Source organism: Clostridium tarantellae (assembly GCF_009295725.1).
Taxonomy (GTDB): Bacteria; Bacillota; Clostridia; order Clostridiales; family Clostridiaceae; genus Sarcina; species Sarcina tarantellae.
The window spans coordinates 1-21107 of the sequence record NZ_WHJC01000007.1; the positions used below are offsets into that span (position 1 = coordinate 1).

General features: G+C 25.7%; 7 protein-coding genes. 6 read left to right on the forward strand and 1 reads right to left on the reverse strand.

Annotation, left to right across the window (positions count from 1 at the left end):
- The first annotated feature begins 368 nt into the window (after window positions 1-368).
- The 3 genes from GBZ86_RS01395 to GBZ86_RS01405 all read left to right on the forward strand — a co-directional run bounded on the left by GBZ86_RS01395 (window position 369) and on the right by GBZ86_RS01405 (window position 4035).
- Window positions 369-794, forward strand: a complete 426-nt coding sequence (locus tag GBZ86_RS01395; protein ID WP_152887033.1) for a hypothetical protein — start codon at window positions 369-371, stop codon at window positions 792-794.
- 188 nt (window positions 795-982) lie between these two features.
- Window positions 983-2800 (forward strand): putative mucin/carbohydrate-binding domain-containing protein, encoded by a 1818-nt coding sequence (locus tag GBZ86_RS01400; protein ID WP_152887035.1) that lies wholly within the window; start codon window positions 983-985, stop codon window positions 2798-2800.
- A gap of 179 nt (window positions 2801-2979) precedes the next feature.
- On the forward strand, window positions 2980-4035 hold the full coding sequence (locus GBZ86_RS01405) for a DUF3794 domain-containing protein (RefSeq protein ID WP_152887037.1): 1056 nt from the start codon (window positions 2980-2982) through the stop codon (window positions 4033-4035).
- A 96-nt stretch (window positions 4036-4131) separates the two neighbouring features.
- Here GBZ86_RS01405 and GBZ86_RS01410 read toward each other — a convergent pair whose 3' ends face one another.
- Entirely contained in the window at window positions 4132-8508 is a 4377-nt protein-coding gene (locus GBZ86_RS01410) for a collagenase (RefSeq protein WP_152887039.1), read from the reverse strand.
- 168 nt (window positions 8509-8676) lie between these two features.
- Between GBZ86_RS01410 and GBZ86_RS01415 the strand changes: the two genes are divergently transcribed.
- From GBZ86_RS01415 to GBZ86_RS01425, 3 genes are all read left to right on the forward strand, one after another.
- Window positions 8677-16029: an SPOCS domain-containing protein gene (locus GBZ86_RS01415; protein WP_152887040.1), complete on the forward strand. Its 7353-nt coding sequence runs from the start codon at window positions 8677-8679 to the stop codon at window positions 16027-16029.
- A gap of 314 nt (window positions 16030-16343) precedes the next feature.
- A complete protein-coding gene (locus tag GBZ86_RS01420; protein WP_152887042.1) occupies window positions 16344-19673 on the forward strand; it encodes a hypothetical protein in 3330 nt (1109 codons plus the stop codon).
- 100 nt (window positions 19674-19773) lie between these two features.
- The gene (locus tag GBZ86_RS01425; RefSeq protein WP_152887044.1) at window positions 19774-21090 is read left to right on the forward strand and encodes a DUF3794 domain-containing protein; all 1317 of its coding nucleotides are present in this window, start codon (window positions 19774-19776) and stop codon (window positions 21088-21090) included.
- Window positions 21091-21107 lie beyond the last annotated feature (17 nt).

The following is a 21107-nucleotide window of genomic DNA, read 5'->3' on the forward strand; positions in this document are numbered from 1 at the left end:
ATATTTATGGTGATAATTATTAACATATTAACCTTTTAAAAGAAATTTTTTTTATTTCAAGTCAAAAAAACGACATTTCAGGACAAAAGTAATAAAAAAATTAATTTTTATGCTATCCTATTCTCTGTAGATAAACCCAGTATAGCTTTTATGTTTATTATCCAAATCATAAAAGTAATGGCAAGTAATTACTTAAATTATTCAGCTTTTTAAATTTAGTACCTTTTAAAAAGTACTGTTTAATTTAACGTAATTCTTGTCTCCCCTATAAAATATAGAATTATAAATATATCTGAAATATATATTTTTTTATAAAACATTAACTTTTAGAATAACTAAAAGTTAACTTAGAAATTAAGGAGGATTTTATGGAAGATTGTAAAAATAAAAAATTAGGTGCTGGTATATTAACGGTATCCATTATTCAATTAGTTTTTAGCATATTAGCTGTTTTGTTCTTTGCATTTCTTTTAATAGCATTAAATTCTGATACAATAGTTCCTAATGAGGTAAAAGAAATTTATTTGCAAAATGGTATAACTATTACTACTTTATCTATTTCTTTAATCTTTATAATTTTATCTATAGTAGCAATTATATTTATTTTATGCAAAAAAGCTATTGGTATATATATTTACTTTATTACAATTGTTGTAAATTATATTTATTCACTAATTATGTCTGGATTTTCCTTCTTAGGATTAATAGGTTTAATATTACCATTATTAATGGCTATATTTATCTACAGAAGAAGATATGTTTTCAACATTGGTGTAAAATGCGCTAATGATTAATATAATTTTCCATACTAAATGTTATCATAATTAATATCTAACCAATAAAAAAAGATTTTGTTTTCACAAATACTGTGGTTAATAAAATCTTTTTTTTATTTTTATTTTCAAAATACACTTATTAACATTTATGGCTTACTTTTAATATTATAATATATAGACAACCCCTAAAGGAGGTACTAAAGATAATGTCTTGCAAAACTTGTAATAATTCAAAACATTTAAATCATAAAATAAACTTAAAGAAAAAATTAACTCTTCCTTGTAATAAACCTAATATGTATGGTATTAAAAATGTAAATGTTACTATAGATATTCTAGGAAGTAAGGTTATTTCCACACCTTTAAATGAAATAGTTAAAAAAGAAAATTTAAATCTTGCTAAAGAAAGACTTTTAATAGCAGGTTGGATATGTATAAAAATATATTATTATTCTTCATATAATAGTGGTTGTATTAATAACGCATTTTTTAAAATGCCATTTAATACTTATATTCCACTAAATAAAAGTGCAAGCTGCTGCAAGGATAAATTCTCCATAAATAGTTGCGTAAAAAATGTATGTGTAACACTTTGTAATTGTAGAACTTTTGAACAAAAATTCACTCTATTCTTAGAAGCTAAAAAAATAGGTTCTATTTCTCCAATTCCACCTAAACCTGATCCTGACCCACCAATTCCACCTGACCCCGATCCTGATCCACCAGTTCCACCTTTAATAGAAAAACTTCCAAATGCTATTATTATAAACAATAATAATTTTTTAGAAATAGCCAAAGTAGAATTTAATTCTACTAATAAAATATTATTAATTACTTCTAAAAATCTAATTGCTGATAGCTCTCTTGGTAGCGATTCTTATTTTTCTTTAGTATTACGAGATAATACTGGTACTATCAAAATATCTTCCTCTATTATATCTAATAGAACAGCCAATGATTTTGCTAATATATTAAATAATATTCCTTTTGAATATGGTGATATCTTAGAGCTAAATTATTTAATAACTTCTAGATTTTTAATTACTAATTTCCCAGTAAGAAATGAAAATTATGTTCCTACACAAAATAAAGAATTATATATTATAACTCCAAATGGCTTTATTCCTTATATTGAACCAGACCCTGAACCTGAAACATTAATAAAAAAATTACCAAACTCTATAATTATAAATAGTGATTCTAATAAGGAAGTGTCTAAAATAGAATTTAATATTTCAGATAAAACTTTTATTGTTACTTCAGAAGAAGAGATTCCAGATGCAAGTAAAGCAAATTCAGCTTATTTTGTATTAAGTTTAAATGATTTTGTAACTTCAAGTCCTAAAGCATCTTCCTTTATTATGGCAGATGAAATCAGTAAAAAATTTAAAAATGATTTAACAGATGTAGCTTTTGAATTTTTTGACACATTGCAATTAAATTCATTAACTCCTGAAAATATTAAAATAACTAATTTTCCAGAACCAAATGAAACCTATACTTTAAAAGATAAATTAGAATTGATTACCATAACTCCTAATGGATTAACCTCTTTTAATCCTACTACTCTACCACCTCCGGTACCAACATCTGATAATCTTCCAAATACTATAATTATACAAAGTAAAATTGATTCAACTATTGCCCCTTTAGTTGTAATAATATTTAATATTGTTGATAAAAAATTATCTGTTGCTTATACAGATAATATTGCTGATTCTACGCTTACCCCAGCTTATAACTATTTTTCACTTAAATTAAAGGACAGTACTAATGAAAATATAAAAGTTACTTCAACTATTGTATCTAATAAAAACGCTGAAAATTTTGCTAATACTTTAAATGATGAATCCTTTGATTTTAATGATATTTTAGAATTAGAATATTCAGATCCATCTACTATAGTTATTACTAATTATCCTAATGAAAAAGAAGTGTATACCCCTATTAACAATAAAGAATTCTATAGAATAGATTCTAAAGGGCTAGTTTCTTATATTCCAAATATAACCCCTTCCTTATAAACAATATCCTAAAGAACTGAATTTAATTTAAATTCAGTTCTTTATTAATTAATAATATATTTTCCTTTAATAATAAACTAAAATATATCTTAACCAAAATTTGTATTTTTAATATTATATATTATAGGCTATATTTTTAAACATATATTTATTTACTAATAAAACTAAGGAGGTTACTTATGTATTGTACTTGTTCTAATAAAAATAATTATGAAATCATCTCTCTTTGTGATATTAAAAAATTTACTGAAAAAAATGGTCCATTTAATGCTAATTCTGCATGGACTCAAATTTCCATAGCAGATATTTTTAATTTAGAATGTGACAAGCATAACATTGAATCTATAGAAAAAGTTTATATTAATGTTTCTATAACCCACACTAAAATTATAGAAACACCTAAAAGCCCTAATATTAATTCTGAAGGTATGACCTTAACAGGAAAAAAACTTCTAATTGATGGGTATGTATGTGTGAAAATTGTTTATACATCATTAACTAAAGTACAATCTATTCATACAGTTAAATTTAATATACCATTTTGTACTTATATTGTTATAGAAGAAAATGCTGATATTTTTAATGATATTTATTGTATTGAATCCTGTGTGGAAGATGTATTTTTATCTCTTATAGATTGTAGAACTATATTTCAAAATATAACTTTATTTCTATTTGCTCATAAAGAAACTCTTAATTGCCCTTCTCCTCAACCACCAAAAGATAATTGTACTATTCAAGCAGGAGCACAACCTATCCAAGCACAACCATTTCAATCTCAACCTGAATCATCAATAATAAATGAATCTTCTTCAATTCAATATTCTAAAACACCTATTAATCCAATAACAAATATAACTGCAAATTTAATAGAAGTAAAAAATGAAGAGGATTTAACTATACTAACTATAGAGTTAAATAACAATAAATTTATAACTAATTATACTGGTGATATTACTAATAGAACTCTAGAAGATTCATTGTATTTTTCTCTCTTATTAGAAGATAAAAATGGTTTTGTTAAAACTTATAATGAATTAAAAGCTAATGAAATAGCTGATACCTTTGCTACTAATTTAAATAATATTTCTTTTGAAGATGGTGATAAACTTCTTTTAAGCTATATTGATAATAATAAAATTTCAATAATAAATAATATCTTTAATACTGAATATAAACTTCAAGATACCATGGAAGAATTTATTATAAAAAATGGACAGTTATCTACTAATTAAATTTTTATTAATATATCTATACGTTATATGACTTTCAAATTTTATAATAAAAAATGATTATTTCTAATAACTCTATTAGAAATAATCATTTTTTATTTAAATAGTATTTAAAAGTCCATGGAATGTAATACTAAAAATAGCATTACCACTTGAATCTACTCTATAACCGGTAAAATACCCAGTAAATGTGTTATAACCTGACCACGATCTTCTAGATAAATTAACTAAAGCTTCATTTAATTGTCTATCCATTGTTTGCCAGTCAGTTATTTCATCAACAGATCTACCAGCATTATAAATTCCTTTTACAACAATGGTAGTGAAAAATTGAGAATTAGCAGTAGTTACTGTAACACTCCCTAAATTCATTATTGACTGTATATCTCTCTGAATTTGTTGCTGACTTGTACGTGGATGTATAGCAACATAATCATCTGATACTAACGGTACTGTTAAATTACTAATATTACTAATATAATCATTAGTTATTTGACTATATCTATTATTGAAATTAGCATCATTACTTAATAAATTTATATAATTATCATAACCATTAACATCATTAGATTTAATATATTCATTCATAGTTTTAAACATGCCTAAATCATGATTATACATATAAAGAAAAACTGCGCAGGAAGTATTATAAAAATTATCTGCACCATATCTAGATCTTAATACTGTTCCCACATGTGGTAAAGAACGTCCTCTTAAATAATTTATTATTGAACGTCTTGGTTTAACTCCTTCTGTTCTAGTAGAACCTGCAAAAAATTCTGCATTTCCTTCATCATACCAAGTTAATTTTTGCACATCATTAGCATAAAAACTTCCTCTTCCCCATATTCCTGGAACCAAATATCTACCCTGTAAATAGTGTGTGTATTCATGCCTAAATAATTCCTCTAAGCTATATACACTTTGTTGTACAGTCCTTTCATAAGTGTAAAACGTTCCTTCACTTTCTATATAAATTCCTCCATTATCAGTAGCATAACCATAAAGTCTTAAATTTAATTTATACTCATCTGGAGAATTATATACAATAGTGGTTAAAGTATCATCTGCATTACCTTGAGTTAATGGATTGTCTGAACCTACCATTCTAATAAATTGAGCTCTCACTTCCTTAGCTGCCCAATATAATCTTTTTACTTTTTCTTCCGTTACAACGTTCCCCACTTTAATTATAAATCTTCCATCATCAAAACTATAAGTGTTAGGTAAATAATGTCTTTTGCCTTCTGCTATTATATTAGCATAATCTATTGATGATCCATCTATAAAAGTTGAATTAAAATTATTTATAAGTGCATCTATTGCTTCAAAATATTGTATGGAAAGTCTAGGATATATTGAATTTACACAATCTGTTAATGTTCTATGAATTTCTGTTTTATCACTTTTAAACTTAGCTAACCTACCTAAAACATAAATACAGTTATTTGGTATTGAATCATCTGTAGACCTAACTGCTTGTCTTGTTAAATTTTGTATTGCTGTTAAAAAAGTATCTATTCTATTATAATAAGGAGTTCGTGTAACATCATTACTATTTCTATAAACCAAATTATTCAAAAAATATTCACTTTCTCTCATTATCTTAAAAATAGCATTACTTTTATAAAACTCTCTACTAAAAGAAGCTATATTTCTACTAAAATTATTTAATATGGTAATAAAGTAATTTAATATTTCAAAATCTAACGAAGCATTTCCTACTAATCTTCCCATAGATAAAACTACTTTATCCTGTGTTTCTGTTCCAAACCCAAAATTTCTATTTCTTAATACTTCTTTAATAGCTGGTAAACATCTATCCTTAGCAGCTAAAGTATTTAACTGACTTAATTGTGAATTATAAAAGCCCAAATAATATCCAGCTCTTAAAACTTCTACTAACGTGTCAATTCCCTCTTCATTATTACTATCAAATCTTCTACCACTTTCTCTAAGTCCATCAATAATGGCTTGAAATCTATTCATATCATTATAAAAAGCATAACTTTCTGATGAAAAAGTAAACAATCCAGGAATTTCATCCCATCTAATAGTTTTTAATACACTTACTAAGTCAGTATAATTTAATGAATTTAAATTTTGGAAAGTATAAGACGGTAATCTTGGAGCTGGTCTTGGTGCTGGTCTTGGTGCTGGTGGTACAAAAACCACTCTAAACTTTCCTAGCATTGGTGCAGAATTAACTCCATCCCCATAAAATTTAATAGTATTATTACCTGAATTAAAATCTACTTGAAAATTATGATTTAATACATCTAACAAAGTATTTCCAGAAGTTCTTGAAAGATTATAAAGTCCTATATTAACTCCATTTACATCTACATTCAAATTCAAATCATTATTAGGAGCTAAATATTCTAGATCTATATTATATCTTCCAGCACTCCCTGCATTAACTGTCATTGTTACAGAACCATTTTGTGGTCCACCTAAATTAGCAGTAAAACTAGTAGCATTATCTATTATCACATTATTTTGAAAACTTCCATTAACAGTGTCATAAGTTCCAGCTGGTAATATAACAGGTGAAGAAATTTTTACAAGTGTAAAACTACCTAGATCTGAAGCTTGCTCTACACCATTTCCATAAAATTTAATAGTATTTCTTCCTGAATTTAAAATTAGTACAGTTGTAAAAACACCAATTTTACCACTTGGAGTTTGATAATCTCTTCCTGTACTCCTTCCATTAACATCAATCTTTAAAGGTCTTCCACCAAAGCGAAAATCTACATTTATATTATATTCTCCTCGTTCTCTCGTAAAAACTGTAACTGTGGAAGCTCCGTTATTAACACCACCTAGTGAAACTACTAAATCTCCTACTGAATTTAATCTTGCTCCTCCTGTTAATGAACCTGCTGTTACACTGTAGTTTGAAGGAGTTGGAAGAACTCTTGGTGCTTGTGTTTTATCTATTGTTAATGTAAATCTACCTAAACTTGGAGTATTCCTATTACTTACTCCATAAAATTTCAAAGTATTTTCTCCTACATTTAAATTAATATTCTTAATTACATGTTTACCAATAACTTTAGCTGGAAAATTAATTGTACTTCCTATATTAACTCCATTAACATCTAATCCTAATGGTCTTAATCCATTTCTAAACTCTATTTCCATAGTATATCTGCCTGTTTCTAATACATTAACTTTAATAGTAGCTTTCCCATTCCTAACTCCACCTAAATCAGTAACCATATCTAATGATCTATTTATTCTAGCACCATTTTCTAACAATCCATCCTTTAAATTATAAACTCCTGATGGAATTGTAACAGGATCAGGCACTATTATATTTCCAACTTTACTTAAGGTAAATTCACCTAAATAAGGACCAAAGTCTCTAGAATCACCATAAAATTTTATTTTGTTTTCTCCTGATTTTAAATTAAGTTTTATATCCATATAACCATTTGATTGATTTGGAGAAGTATAATCTCTTCCTGTATAATTATTATTAACATCTATTTTAAAAGGTTTTGAAGCATTAGCATATTTTAAATTCATATTATATTCTCCTGCTTCTGGAACATTTACCGTTACAGTACAAACTCCTCTACTGCGTCCACCTATATAAAGTACCATATTTATAACACTATATATTACAGCTCCACTTTCTCTAACTCCTTGAGTTAAATTATATTTTAATTTTGTAGAAGTAGGCGTTATTTTAGTACTACTTTTAAGAGTAAATTTCCCTAATTGTGGTGCAAATTCAGATGAGTTTCCATAAAATTTTAAAGTATTATTTCCTCTATTTAAATTTATTTTTAATGAAATTACTCCAGCCGCTGCTGAAGGAGCTCTATAAACTTCACCAGTATCTCTTCCATTAACATCTAACTTAAAAACGCCTGTATTTATATATTGTAATTCCATAGTATATTCACCAGCATCACTTACATTTACATTCATAGTAGCAGTACCTCTACTATATCCACCTATATAAAGCACATAAGTTCTATAATTATTTAATATAGCACCTGATGCAAGTACTGCTTGGGTTACACTATAATCTGTGGTTGGTGTTATAGGTATTACAGGAGTTGATTTTTTAGTAAGTGTAAATTCTCCAAGATAAGGTGCATACTGATAATCCACACCAGAAAATTTTAATTCATTTCTTCCTTTATTTAGTTTAACTTCTAATTCTATATATCCACCATTTGATGAAGTTCTATATTCTCTTCCTGTATTAACTCTATTAACATCTAATTTAAAAATACCGTTATTTCTATATCTTAAATTCATTTTGTAATTACCATCTTCAGTAGTATCTACACTTAATTTAGCCTCTCCTCTAGTAGGTCCTCCTATATAAAGAACCCAATTTCTACTTCTACTTAAAATTGCTCCTGAAGATAAAGTAGATTGAGTTACACTATATCTTAATACTATATCTGAAGATTGTATTGAAAGAATTTTAAAATCATTTAATTCTTTATCCATATATGAAATTTTCTCCTTTTTCTTAAGTATATATTTTATAATATGGTTAAAGATTAGCTTTGTTGATTAACTCATTAATATTAAATTTTTTTAATAACATTAACATTTTTATCCACAAATAAATATTATATAATGTCATATAATATAAAACTTAAGGAGGTATAAATTTTGAATAAAAATAAAGAAAATTCCCCCAAAGCCTATTATTACAATGATAAGCTTTGTACTAAACTTGAATTTAAAAACACTATTTCACTTCCTTGTAAAAAACCTAAAATTAAGTACCTAAAAAAAATTTCTATTAACCCATATATAACCAACACTAAAACTGTTGAGCTTTCTATGAATATTGACCCAAATAATAAAAAATTATCGTTAACCGCAAAAAGACTATTAATAGAAGGTTATTTAGAAGCTACCTTTATTTATATATTTTGTGAACTAAATGAATCAGTTTGCTCTGTAAATTTTAAAATTCCTTTTCATACTTATATTAATTTAGATGATAGTTCAAATATATATTTAGATAAATATACTGTTAAACCTTTTATAAAAAATATTTGTGCTAAATCTATAGACTGTAAAAATATATGTTTAAATTTTAATTTGTTTTTATTAGCTAATAAAAAAGCTCTGCCTCCACCTATAAAAAAATTACCTAATTCTATAATAATAAATAATATAAATAATAACGAAGTTGCTAAAATAGAATTTAATGTGACAAATAAGAAATTCATCGTTACATCTACTGGTGAAATACCTAACGCTACTTTAGGTGCTCAAGAATATTTTATTATTCAATTAAGGAATATAAATACGGGAAGAGTAATTATGAGAACTCAAATTTTAGCTAATGAAAATGCTAATAATTTTGTTATAGATCTTAATAATCTTAATTTTTCTTTCGATGATAATTTTATTCAATTAGATTACTTAGTACCACCAAGTATAAACATCACCAACTTTCCAAAATTAGGAGAAACTCATATACCTAATAGTCCAAGAGAATTTTACAGAATAACGCCTAATGGATTAATAGCTTATATTCCACCTGAACCTCCAGTACCTCCACCACCTACAATAAATAAACTTCCTAACACTATTATAGTTAATAACAGAGGTACTTCTTCTCAAACACCAATTACTACAATAGAATTTGATTCTGATAATAAAAAATTCTTAGTTATTCCTACTGCTATTTTAATGAATTCTAATGGCAATTTTTCTTTCAAACTAAAAGATGGCAATAATGAAAGAATTAAAGCAAGTTCTACAATTTTAAGTAATACTAATTCTTTTAATTTTGCTAATACTTTAAGCCACCAAATATTTGAGTATAATGATGTTTTAGAAATTGATTACTCTCCTTCTGTAGAGCTAATTGTTACTAATTTTCCAGATTCAGGACAAACTTATAGGCCATCCACCATTAAAGAACTATTTAGAATAACTCCTGATGGATTAATAGCTTATATTCCACCTGAACCTCCAGTACCTCCACCACCTACAATAAATAAACTTCCTAACACAATTATAGTTGATAACAGAACATCATCTTCTCAAATACCTATTACTTTAATAGAATTTGATTCTGATAATAAAAAATTATTGGTTATTCCTACTGATACTTTAATGAATGCTACTGGCAATTTTTCTTTTAAGTTAAAAGATAGTAATAATCAAACTATAAAGACTAGTTCTACAATTGCAAATAATACTACTTCTAGAAATTTTGCTAATGCTTTAAATGGAAGCTCTTTCGAATACAATGATATCTTAGAAATTGATTTTTCTCCCTCAGTAGAACTCATTGTTACTAATTTTCCAACTTCAGGACAAACTTATAAACCAACCACCATTAAAGAATTTTTTAGAATAACTCCTAATGGCTTAATAGTTTATGTTCCTCCTACTCCACCACCGCCTCCACCTACAATAAATAAACTTCCTAATACTATTATAATAAATGGTAACTTTGGTGCTGAAGTAGCTAAAATAGAATTTGATTCTGATAAAACTTCATTTATAATTACATCTACTGGAGAAATTCCTGATCCTACCATGAGAGATACCACTTATTTTTCTCTCAAATTAAAATCTTTAAATGACCAAAGAATTAAAATACAAGATATTATAAAAACTAATGAATCTGCTAATAATTTTGCTATCAGGTTAAACGGACAAACTTTTAATTATACAGATATCTTAGAAATAGAATATTTAGCTCCTAATAACATTACAATTACTAATTACCCAAGTACTGGACAAATTCATAGACCATCAAATAAAAAAGAATATTTTCAAATAACTTCAACAGGTCTTATCCCATATACGCCACCTTCAGTAGGTATAACAAATAAAATCATAATTTTAAATGATGATGGTGATGATGTATCTACTATAGAATTCGATAGCTCTAGTAAAAAATTCAAAGTTACATCAACTACTGAAATACCAGATGTAACACAGGGAGCAACTCCATATTTTACTCTTAAGTTAAAGGATAAAGCTACTAATACTACAAAAATAAATGCTTTTATCCCATCAAATATTACAGCCAACAACTTTAGAGATAGTTTGAATAATTTTGGTTTTGAATTTACAGATTACCTAGAATTAGATTATTTTGAACCTGCTAATATTATTATTACTAATTATCCAACTAAAGGTAATGATTATATAGCTACTAATAATAAAGAATATTATAGTATAACTCCTCAAGGACTAGTTTCTTATATTCCTATTCCTCCACCTATTCCACCTACAATACCTCCACCACCTACAATAAATAAACTTCCTAACACAATTATAGTTGATAATAGACGTAATACTGGATCAGTAATTACTTTAATAGACTTTGATTCTGATAATAAAAAATTAATAATTCTTCCTACTGATACTTTAATGAATTCTACTGGTACTTTTTCTTTTAAGTTAAAAGATAGTAATAATCAAATTGTAAAGGCTAGTTCTACAATCGTAAGCAATACTAACTCTAGAAATTTTGCTAATACTTTAAATGGAAAAGTTTTTGAATATGATGATATTTTAGAGATTGATTTTTCTTCTTCTTTAGAAGTTATTGTTACAAACTTTCCAACTTCAGGAAAAAACTTTATACCACAAACCCTTAAATCCTTTTTTAGAATAACTCCTAATGGCTTAATAGCTTATGTTCCTCCTACTCCACCACCTCCTCCACCTACAATAAATAAACTTCCTAACACTATTATAATAAATGGTAACTTTGGTGCTGAAATAGCTAAAATAGAATTTGATTCTGATAAAACTTCATTTATAATTACATCTACTGGTGAAGTTCCTGATCCGACCATGGGAAATACCACTTATTTTTCTCTAAAATTAAAATCTTTAAATGACCAAAGAATTAAAATACAAGATATTATAAAAACTAATGAATCTGCTAATAATTTTGCTAGCAAATTAAATAACCAAATTTTTAGTTATACAGATATCTTAGAATTAGAATATTTAGTTCCTAATAATATTACAATTACTAATTACCCAAGTACCGGACAAGTTTATAAACCATCAAATAAAAAAGAATATTTTCAAATAACTTCAACAGGTCTTATCCCATATACGCCACCTTCAGTAGGCATAACAAATAAAATCATAATTTTAAATGATGATGGTGATGATGTATCTACTATAGAATTTGATAGCTCTAGTAAAAAATTCAAAGTTACATCAACTACTGAAATACCTGATGTAACACAGGGAGCAACTCCATATTTTACTTTTAAGTTAAAGGATAAAGCTACTAATACTACAAAAATAAATACTTTTATCCCATCAAATATTACAGCCAACAACTTTAGAGATAGTTTAAATAATTTTGATTTTGAATTTACAGATTACCTAGAATTAGATTATTTTGAACCATCTAATATTACTATTACTGATTATCCAACTAGAGGTAGAGATCATATTCCTACTAATGATAAAGAATACTATAGCATAACTCCTACAGGATTAGTTGCTTATATACCTCCTACTCCACCATCTACAGTTATGAACTCAAAAATTAAACTTTATATTAGAAATACTGGTTCACCTAATAACTTGGAGGAAGTTGCTAGTATTGAACTAAATAAAACTACTAGCCAATTTGTTGTTACTTCTATTGATAAAACAATTTCATTAGGATTACCAGAATATTTTAACTTTACCCGTTTAAATTCTTCTGGAACTATACTAGATAATGTTTCTATAAATAATTCAGATAATATTACTAAATTAAATATCTTAAATAATAAACCGTTCTCATCAGGAAATATAGTAAGCTTAAGATATGTTAATAAAGATTTAGTTAAAGTAGAAAATATTAAATCTGCTCCTTCTTATATGTTAAAAGATTCTAAAGATTTATTTAAAATAGAAAATGGTGAATTAACTCCATACACTCCAGTTTTATTACCAAATATTATTACCTTTACTGATAGTATTACTTCTCCAGTTGGTTCAATTAGTTTTAATACTACTCTTAGAATTTTAACTGTATTTTTTACTATATCCCAAGTTAGTTCTACCTTTGCTAATGATGATTACTTTACTGTAAGATTAAAAAATAGTGCAGGAGCTTTAAAAGGTGAAAAAATTATTAAAGGTAAAGATAACTTTAGTGAAATAGCAATTGTATTTGATAATTCTAAGTTTGAATATGGTGATATTTTAGAATTAATTTATAAAGAAACTAATAAAGTTTCTATAAGCAATTTTGGAAGTACAGGTACAACCTTTATAGCTCCTAGAAACTCTTCTTCTTATATTATCACTCCAACAGGATTACAACTTTTGCCTAACACATTAAAAAATACTATAACATTCACTGGAGCTAATAATGAACAAATTTCAACTATTTCATTTAATATAGATAATAATAATCTAATTGTAACTTCTACGGGACAAATAGCTAATCAATCTATTGGTGGAAATAAAGCTTTTGGTATTGAACTAATAGACCCATTCTCAACAGTTAAGTTAGCTTCTTCAGTAAAAGGTAATGAAAATGCTAATAACTTTAAATCAACCTTAAATAATAAACCTTTTATGATTGGAGATATTATTTTATTAGAATATGCAGATAAATCTAAAGTCTCAATATCCAATTATCCTAATGATGGAACTAATTATACTCCTATTAAAAATATGGAGGAAAGTTTTTTAATTACTTCTAATGGACTAGTTAAAGTTAATATTTTACCAAATATAATTTTAGTTAAAAACACTGATGATTCTAATCTTTTCTATATCTTATTTGATACAATTAATAAAAGATTAATAGTTAAAGATACTGGCACCACTACAAGACCTAGTGGACCTACTAAAGTCCCTTACTATATTTTAATTGAACTTAAATATAGTAATGGATTATTAAAAAGCTATGGTTATTTGAAACCTTCAGGAGATAATAGTAGTATTATAACTACTGCTTTAAACGGAAAACCTTTTGACTTTAGAGATATTATTAATTTAACTTATATTAATGAAAAGAAAGTATTTATAACTAATATGCCTACTGTAACACCAAATCCACAAAAACTAGGACAGGGATTTATCATAACAGAAAATGGGCTTCAAGCTAATGCTAGTGGCATAACTAAAAATACTATCATTGTTAAAGGAGATGCTGATGCTGAAATTGTAGATATTAAATTTCCTATGCCTGGTCCTAAATTAGATCTTGATGATAAAGGTGGAAAAGTACCATCTCAATTCTTTGGTGAAGAATACTTTAAACTAACTCTTAATAGATTTAATACAAATGTTAAAACTGAATCTTCTTTAATTTTTACAAGTGCATCTGATACTCCTGATGACTTTATTGACCCATTACAAAATGAAGATGTTTATTTTGAAAGTTTAATAACACTTAATTATAAAGAATCTAATAGAGTTCAGGTTACTAATGTTAATATTCCAGCAAGCTTTACTAAACCAAGAGCTTTTACTGAAACCTTCATAGTAACCCTTGATGGACTTAAACTTGCTGATAATACAATAAAATTCTTAGATGCTAGTAATATAACTGTAGCAATAATGACCTTTAATCATGTAAATAAGAGAGTTATGATATGGGGTGATACTAGAGCCATTAATAATAATTCTCCTTTCAATACTCAAGAATATTTTGCTATAGAGATAAAAAATTCTACTGGCGCAATAACCTCTTCTAGTTCTGCTCAAGGACAAAGTTTTGCAAGTAATTTAGAAACTGGACTAAATTATGAACCTTTTAACTATGGAGATACTTTAACCTTAAAATATAAAGAAAATCAAAAAATTTCTATATCAAATTATCCTGCTAGAGGTTCTTACGTATATAGTCCTGAAACTACTAATACAGAAGAAAGTTTTAAAATAACAGCTTTTGGTTTAATACCAAACAATAATATTATTAGAAATATAATTATGGTTTTAGATGGTGATAATATCTTAGCTACTATTATGTTTAATAAAGATACTAAAAAAATAATTGCATATTCAACAGGTAAAACAGCCTCTAATAAAACTCCTGCTAATTACTTTAAAATCGTATTAAAAAATGGTAATACTGTAGTTGCTCAAACAAACTTACTTGCTAATGAAAGTGCTAATAAAGTTAAGGTTGACTTAAATGATAAAGATTTTGATACTGGTTATATAATTGAAATAACTGCTATACCTAACACCTTACTTGTAGCTAACTACACCAATGTAACTGATAGATTTACAACAATATCACCATTAAAAACTATGTTCTTAGAAATAACAGCCCAGGCATTAGTACCATATAATCCTCCTGCTACTTTCTTAGATAACGTAATCAACTTCCGTTCAGCTAATAATACCTCTGATGCTGCTACTATAAAATTTGATATTGCAACTAATAGATTAAATGTTGTTGCTGACGGTATGACAGTTGAAGCAAGTGATAAATTTGACTTTATTTTAAAGAGTAACACCGGTTCTGAAAAAATTAAAGCTTCTATAAATGGTGGTGAAAACGGTAATACTTTTGCTTCTACTTTAACAGATGCATCTTTTGAAATTGGAGATAAAGTAGAGCTAGGAACTGTAGACAGAAGTAGAGCTTTAATAAAAAACCTTCCAATTCCCCCAAATGAATATTTTTCACCAGGTAGTCCTGAAACCTTTACTATTGCTGCTGATGGCTTAAAATTTGCATCAACCTCTCCATTATCAACTGCACAAGTTCTACCTCAAAGAATAGCTGTTCAAGGAAAAATTAATGCTACTGTAACAGATATTTTAGCAACAGTTTATTTTGATAATAATTCAAAAAAATTAATAGCTTATTCTACTGGTAAAACTATAGTTTCATCTACAGAAACAGGAGAATACTTTGCTTTAGTTATAAAGGATAGCTCTGATAATGAAATAAAAACAGGTATTATAAATATTGGTGAAAATGCTAATAAATTTGCCACTGATTTAAATGGATTTGCATTCCAAGATAATTATATTATCACTATTCGCATTAACCAAAATGCATAAGAATACAAACTAAATTAAACATTTTATTTTAAAAAATATGAACTATTTATTTAAATTAATAATTAAAATAAATAGTTCATATTCTAATAATATCTTTATTAAACTCTAATTATAGTTTTCTATGGGCTTTTAGTTTTTATAGTATAAACTATAATTATAATAATTCATATCAAAATCTACCTTTATTATAAAATATTATTATATGAACCAAATTTTTAATGTAAAACCCTTTATTTTAAAATAAAACTTAATTAAATACATATCTATTTTACTAAAAAAATAAAATCTAAGTTTTAAGATAGGAGAGTTTTAAAATGTCTTTTTCAAATAATAAAGTTATAATCTCTAACTTTCCAAATTCAAATAACTCTTTCTATATACCAACTAAAATAGAGGAGAGTTTTAAAATAACTAAAAATGGATTAATTCCTTATTCCTCTTCATTAAATACTTTTTCTACCTTCTTTATTTTTAAAACTTTCCATGGAAATGAAGAAATGGCTAGAATAGAGTTTGATAAATATAACAAAAAATTAACAGTTAATTCAAACGGAAAAATTTATAATGGTTTAAACAGTAAAATAGCTTTTAAATTTCAATTAATAGATTCTACTAACACAATTTTTAAATCCTCAGGCACTATATTAAGTAATGAAAATGCTAATAAATTTAAAGATAATTTAAATGATGAACCCTTTGATTATGGTGATTTTATAAAATTAGAATTTTTAGATGATTTAAAAGTAAGTTTATTTAATTATCCTGATGTAGGTGATATTTTAAATTTACCTAATAAAATGTCTATTATTTTTATAATAACTCAAAATGGTATAACTCCTGTTTTAACATCAAATAAAATAACAATTAAATCTATAAATGATGAAGAGGTTTTATCTATACAATTTGCTAAGCAATTAAAACAATTTATTGTATCCTCTACAGGTTTAATTGCTGACCCCTCCTCTAGCAAACCATATTTAACCCTAATTTTAAAAGACCAAAGTGGAACAGATTTATTTAAATATATACTTAACTCTAATGAAAATGGAAATTCATTTAAAATTAATCTAAATAATAAACCATTTAGCTTTTATAATAATAGCTTAACTCTTATTTACAAAGATAAAACCAAAATTGAAATTTTAAATCATCCTAACATTGGAAAAATCTATACTCCTAAATTAAATGCCAATACTTTTTTAATACATCCTAAAGCTTTAAAAGATATTAGTTTTAATAATGAAATAAAAATTATTAATGACAATAATGATGATATGGTAACTTTGTACTTTATTCAACCATTTGCTATTCCTTATTTTGTTACAATAATTGCACTACATACTAATGCTATATCTACAAATAAACTTGAAAATACAGAAAAATATATTGAATATTTAGAATACTCTCTACTACCTCCAATTTCATATGCAAAAATATTAGGAAAACAAGATGGCAAATTATTTAGCCATGATTTAAATAATAAAAAAATAGATATTGTTTTACCATCAGTTTTAAGAATATCAAGTAAACTAGAAAATAAAATTATAATAACAAACTATAAAGGAAAAGATGAATATAATATTGGAAAGGAACCAGAGTTTATTAATATAACCTTTAATAGTTTAACTCCCCATAATTTAAACTATAACAAAATAATATTTAAAAATAAGGATAATTCAACTATTTTACACTTATATTTTGATGCAATATTTTCTAATAGTATCTATGTTCAGTGTTATTCTACAGGAATAGTAAATAAAGATTCTGAATTTTTTCAATTCAAAATTTTAGATCAAAATAAAAGATTTATAAGAGTTAAAGGTAAAATAAATGAAAATGATACCGCAGATGTAATAAATATTGACCCACCCTTTAATATTTCAAGAAACTTTAATTTTGACGATATATTAGAATTGAATTATTCCCATGGTACTTTAGTACAAATCTTTGATTATCCAATTATAACCTCTTCTTACACTTTAACAGGTAAATCTCAACGTTTTATAATAGCTGTTAATGGCTTAAAGCCCTTAAATCTTCTTAGTAATACCTTTATATTTAACTCTTTTCATAGTGATGAAAAAATAGTTATCATAGAGTTTGATAGGGATAATATGCAAATTTTAGTTTCTTCAACAGGTATTTCCTATAATACTATAACAACTAATATTCCTGCATTTAAACTTGAATTAATAAGGAATAATAAAGTAATATTAACCTCGTTAATAAAAAACAATGAAAATGCTAATAAGTTTAAAAACACCTTAAATAAAGCAAAATTTCAGTATAATGATTTAATATACTTAACCTTTGCTAATTATAATAAAGGATTTTTAAGTAACTATCCAAAATTAGGAGACAACTATAAAATAAATAATTTAAATGCTCAAGGATTTAAAGTAACTAACACAGGAATAATCCCATATGTTTTTCCACAAGAAATACTAATAAATGATATTTATGATAACGTAGTATTAGGTATTCAATTTGATATTTTAGCTAAAAAATTTATTTTATTTAATACTGGAAACAAAACAAATATTAATGGAAGTTCTAAATATTTTTTAATTACTTTATATGGAATAGATGGAATAACTATACTAAAAACTAATTCCATAGCTGGAAATGATAATGGTAGTTCCTTTATAAATTTATTTAAAAATGTAAATTTCCATATTGGAGATATAATAAAATTAGAATATGAAGAAAATAATAAAATTTTAATTACTAATTTTCCTAAATCAACTACAAAAATTTTTATTCCTCCTAAAAAAACTATAAGTTTTGAAATTGATAAAGATACTTTATTGCCTTATATCCCTACCACTTTAGATGAACAAGAAATAGAATTTATAAATGCGGCTAAAATAACTTTTAATCCTCAAATTAAAAAATTAATTGTTACTTCAACAGGTAACGCTCCATTCCCTTCTCTTAAAAATACCACATATTATTTATTTAAATTAAGAGATTCTTCTTTTAATATAAAACTTCATTCTATTATTAAAGCTGATGAAAATGCTGATATTTTTGCTTCTCATTTAAATAATGGTAAATTTGAATTTGGTGATATTATAGAATTAGATGCTTTTATGCCTAATATGATAGTAATAAAAAAATTCCCTACTAAAGAGGAAAATAAATTTATTAATGTAGCACCATTTAATCTAACTACCTTTAAAAGTTTCTTTAAAATAAATGAAAACAGACTAGAACTTTTAAACTTATCAACTCTTTTACCTATTCCATATTTACCAAACCATATAATAATTAATAAAATTAATGACAAACCACTTTTTACAATTAAATTTAATACATTAGATAAACTATTACAAATTTTCTCTTTTAGTGGAGTTAATGATCCTTCTAGTACTTATGACTATGTTATTTTCCAATTATTTAATGCAACTAATATGTTAATAACCACTGCAACATTACCCTCTAAAGGAAGTTTTTTAACCTTTACTTCTAAACTTAAATTTAAAAACTTTGATTATGGTTACACTATAAAATTAACTTATAATATTAAATCTAAATCTCATATTATAATTACTAATTTACAAGGCGTAGATCATGTTCCTACTAATCTAATAGAAAGCTATAAAATAACTCCTAATGGATTAATTTCTATACCTATTATCTAAAATTTAAAACTCTACAATATAATTTAATACCAATTACCATATACTCATAATATATAAATAATTATTCTATAATTTTATTAAAACATTAAGGAGGTTTTTAATGTATTGTAATTGTTCTAATAAAAATAATTATGAAGTTATATCTTTATGTGATATAAAAAAATTCACTAAAAAACATGGACCTTTTAATAACTCCGCATGGACTCAAATTTCTATAGCTGATGTTTTAATGCTCCATTATACTAAATATTATATTGAAAAGATTGAAAAAATTTATGTTGATGTTTCTATAACTCACACCAAAATTATCGAAACACCTATAAGCCCCAGTATTAATTCAGAAGGTATGAAACTTACTGGAAAAAAACTTTTAATTGATGGATTTATTTGTTCTAAAATTGTTTATACCTCATTAACCAAAGAACAAACTGTATACACAGCTAATTTTACTGTTCCTTTTTGTACTTATGTTGTTATTGAAGAAACCGCTGACCCTTTTAATGATAAATACTGCATAAAAGCCTGTATTGAGGATGTATTTTTATCTCTTATAGATTGTAAAACTGTTTTTCAAAATATAACTTTATTCCTCTTAGCAGAAAAAAAATCAATTACTTGCCCTACTCTTCGATCTCCACAAGAAGATTGTACTATTAATCTTCCACCTGCTAAAAATACTATAATAATAAAAAATAAAGATAATACTCAACAAGTTGCTACTGCTGAATTTAATACTGGTACTATGATAGTTGTAACCACTTCTAGTGGTGTTATTCCTGACCCTACTGCCACTAATCATGCTATCTATTTTGGTCTTACATTAAATAAACTTACTACTAAAAGAATTACTACAGGATTTATTTCTAATAACAAAGATGGTAATAACTTTAAATTAGATTTAAATGGAAGTGATTTTAGTATTGGTGATATTTTAAAATTAGAAGCTTTAATTCCTTCTTCTATTACCATTACTGATTTCCCAACTTCAGGCATCACTTATACCCTTAAAGAAAGCAAAGAATTTTTTGAAATAACCTCTCAAGGTTTCAAAAGATATTTTCCTAATATAATAACAGTAAAAAATAGTGATAACTCTGATATTTTAAGTATAGAGCTTAATAACAGTAGATTTACAGTAAATTATTTAAATAATATTGCTAATGCCTCTACTTTTACTTTTCTTCAAAACTCTAGCACAGGAGCTGAAAAATTTAATAGAACAGTTACTTCTACTAATCAATCCTATCCTTTCTACTTCGCTTTAGATGGACAATCTTTTGCAGATGGTGATACGATAACTCTTTCTTGGACTGGCGGTACTAAAGTTTTTATAAGTAATTTCAACTCACAGTCTAATTATCAAGTTCCAAATAGTCCATCAATGTTTACAATTCAAAATAATAAATTATCACCTTAATATTCATTTTATATGCT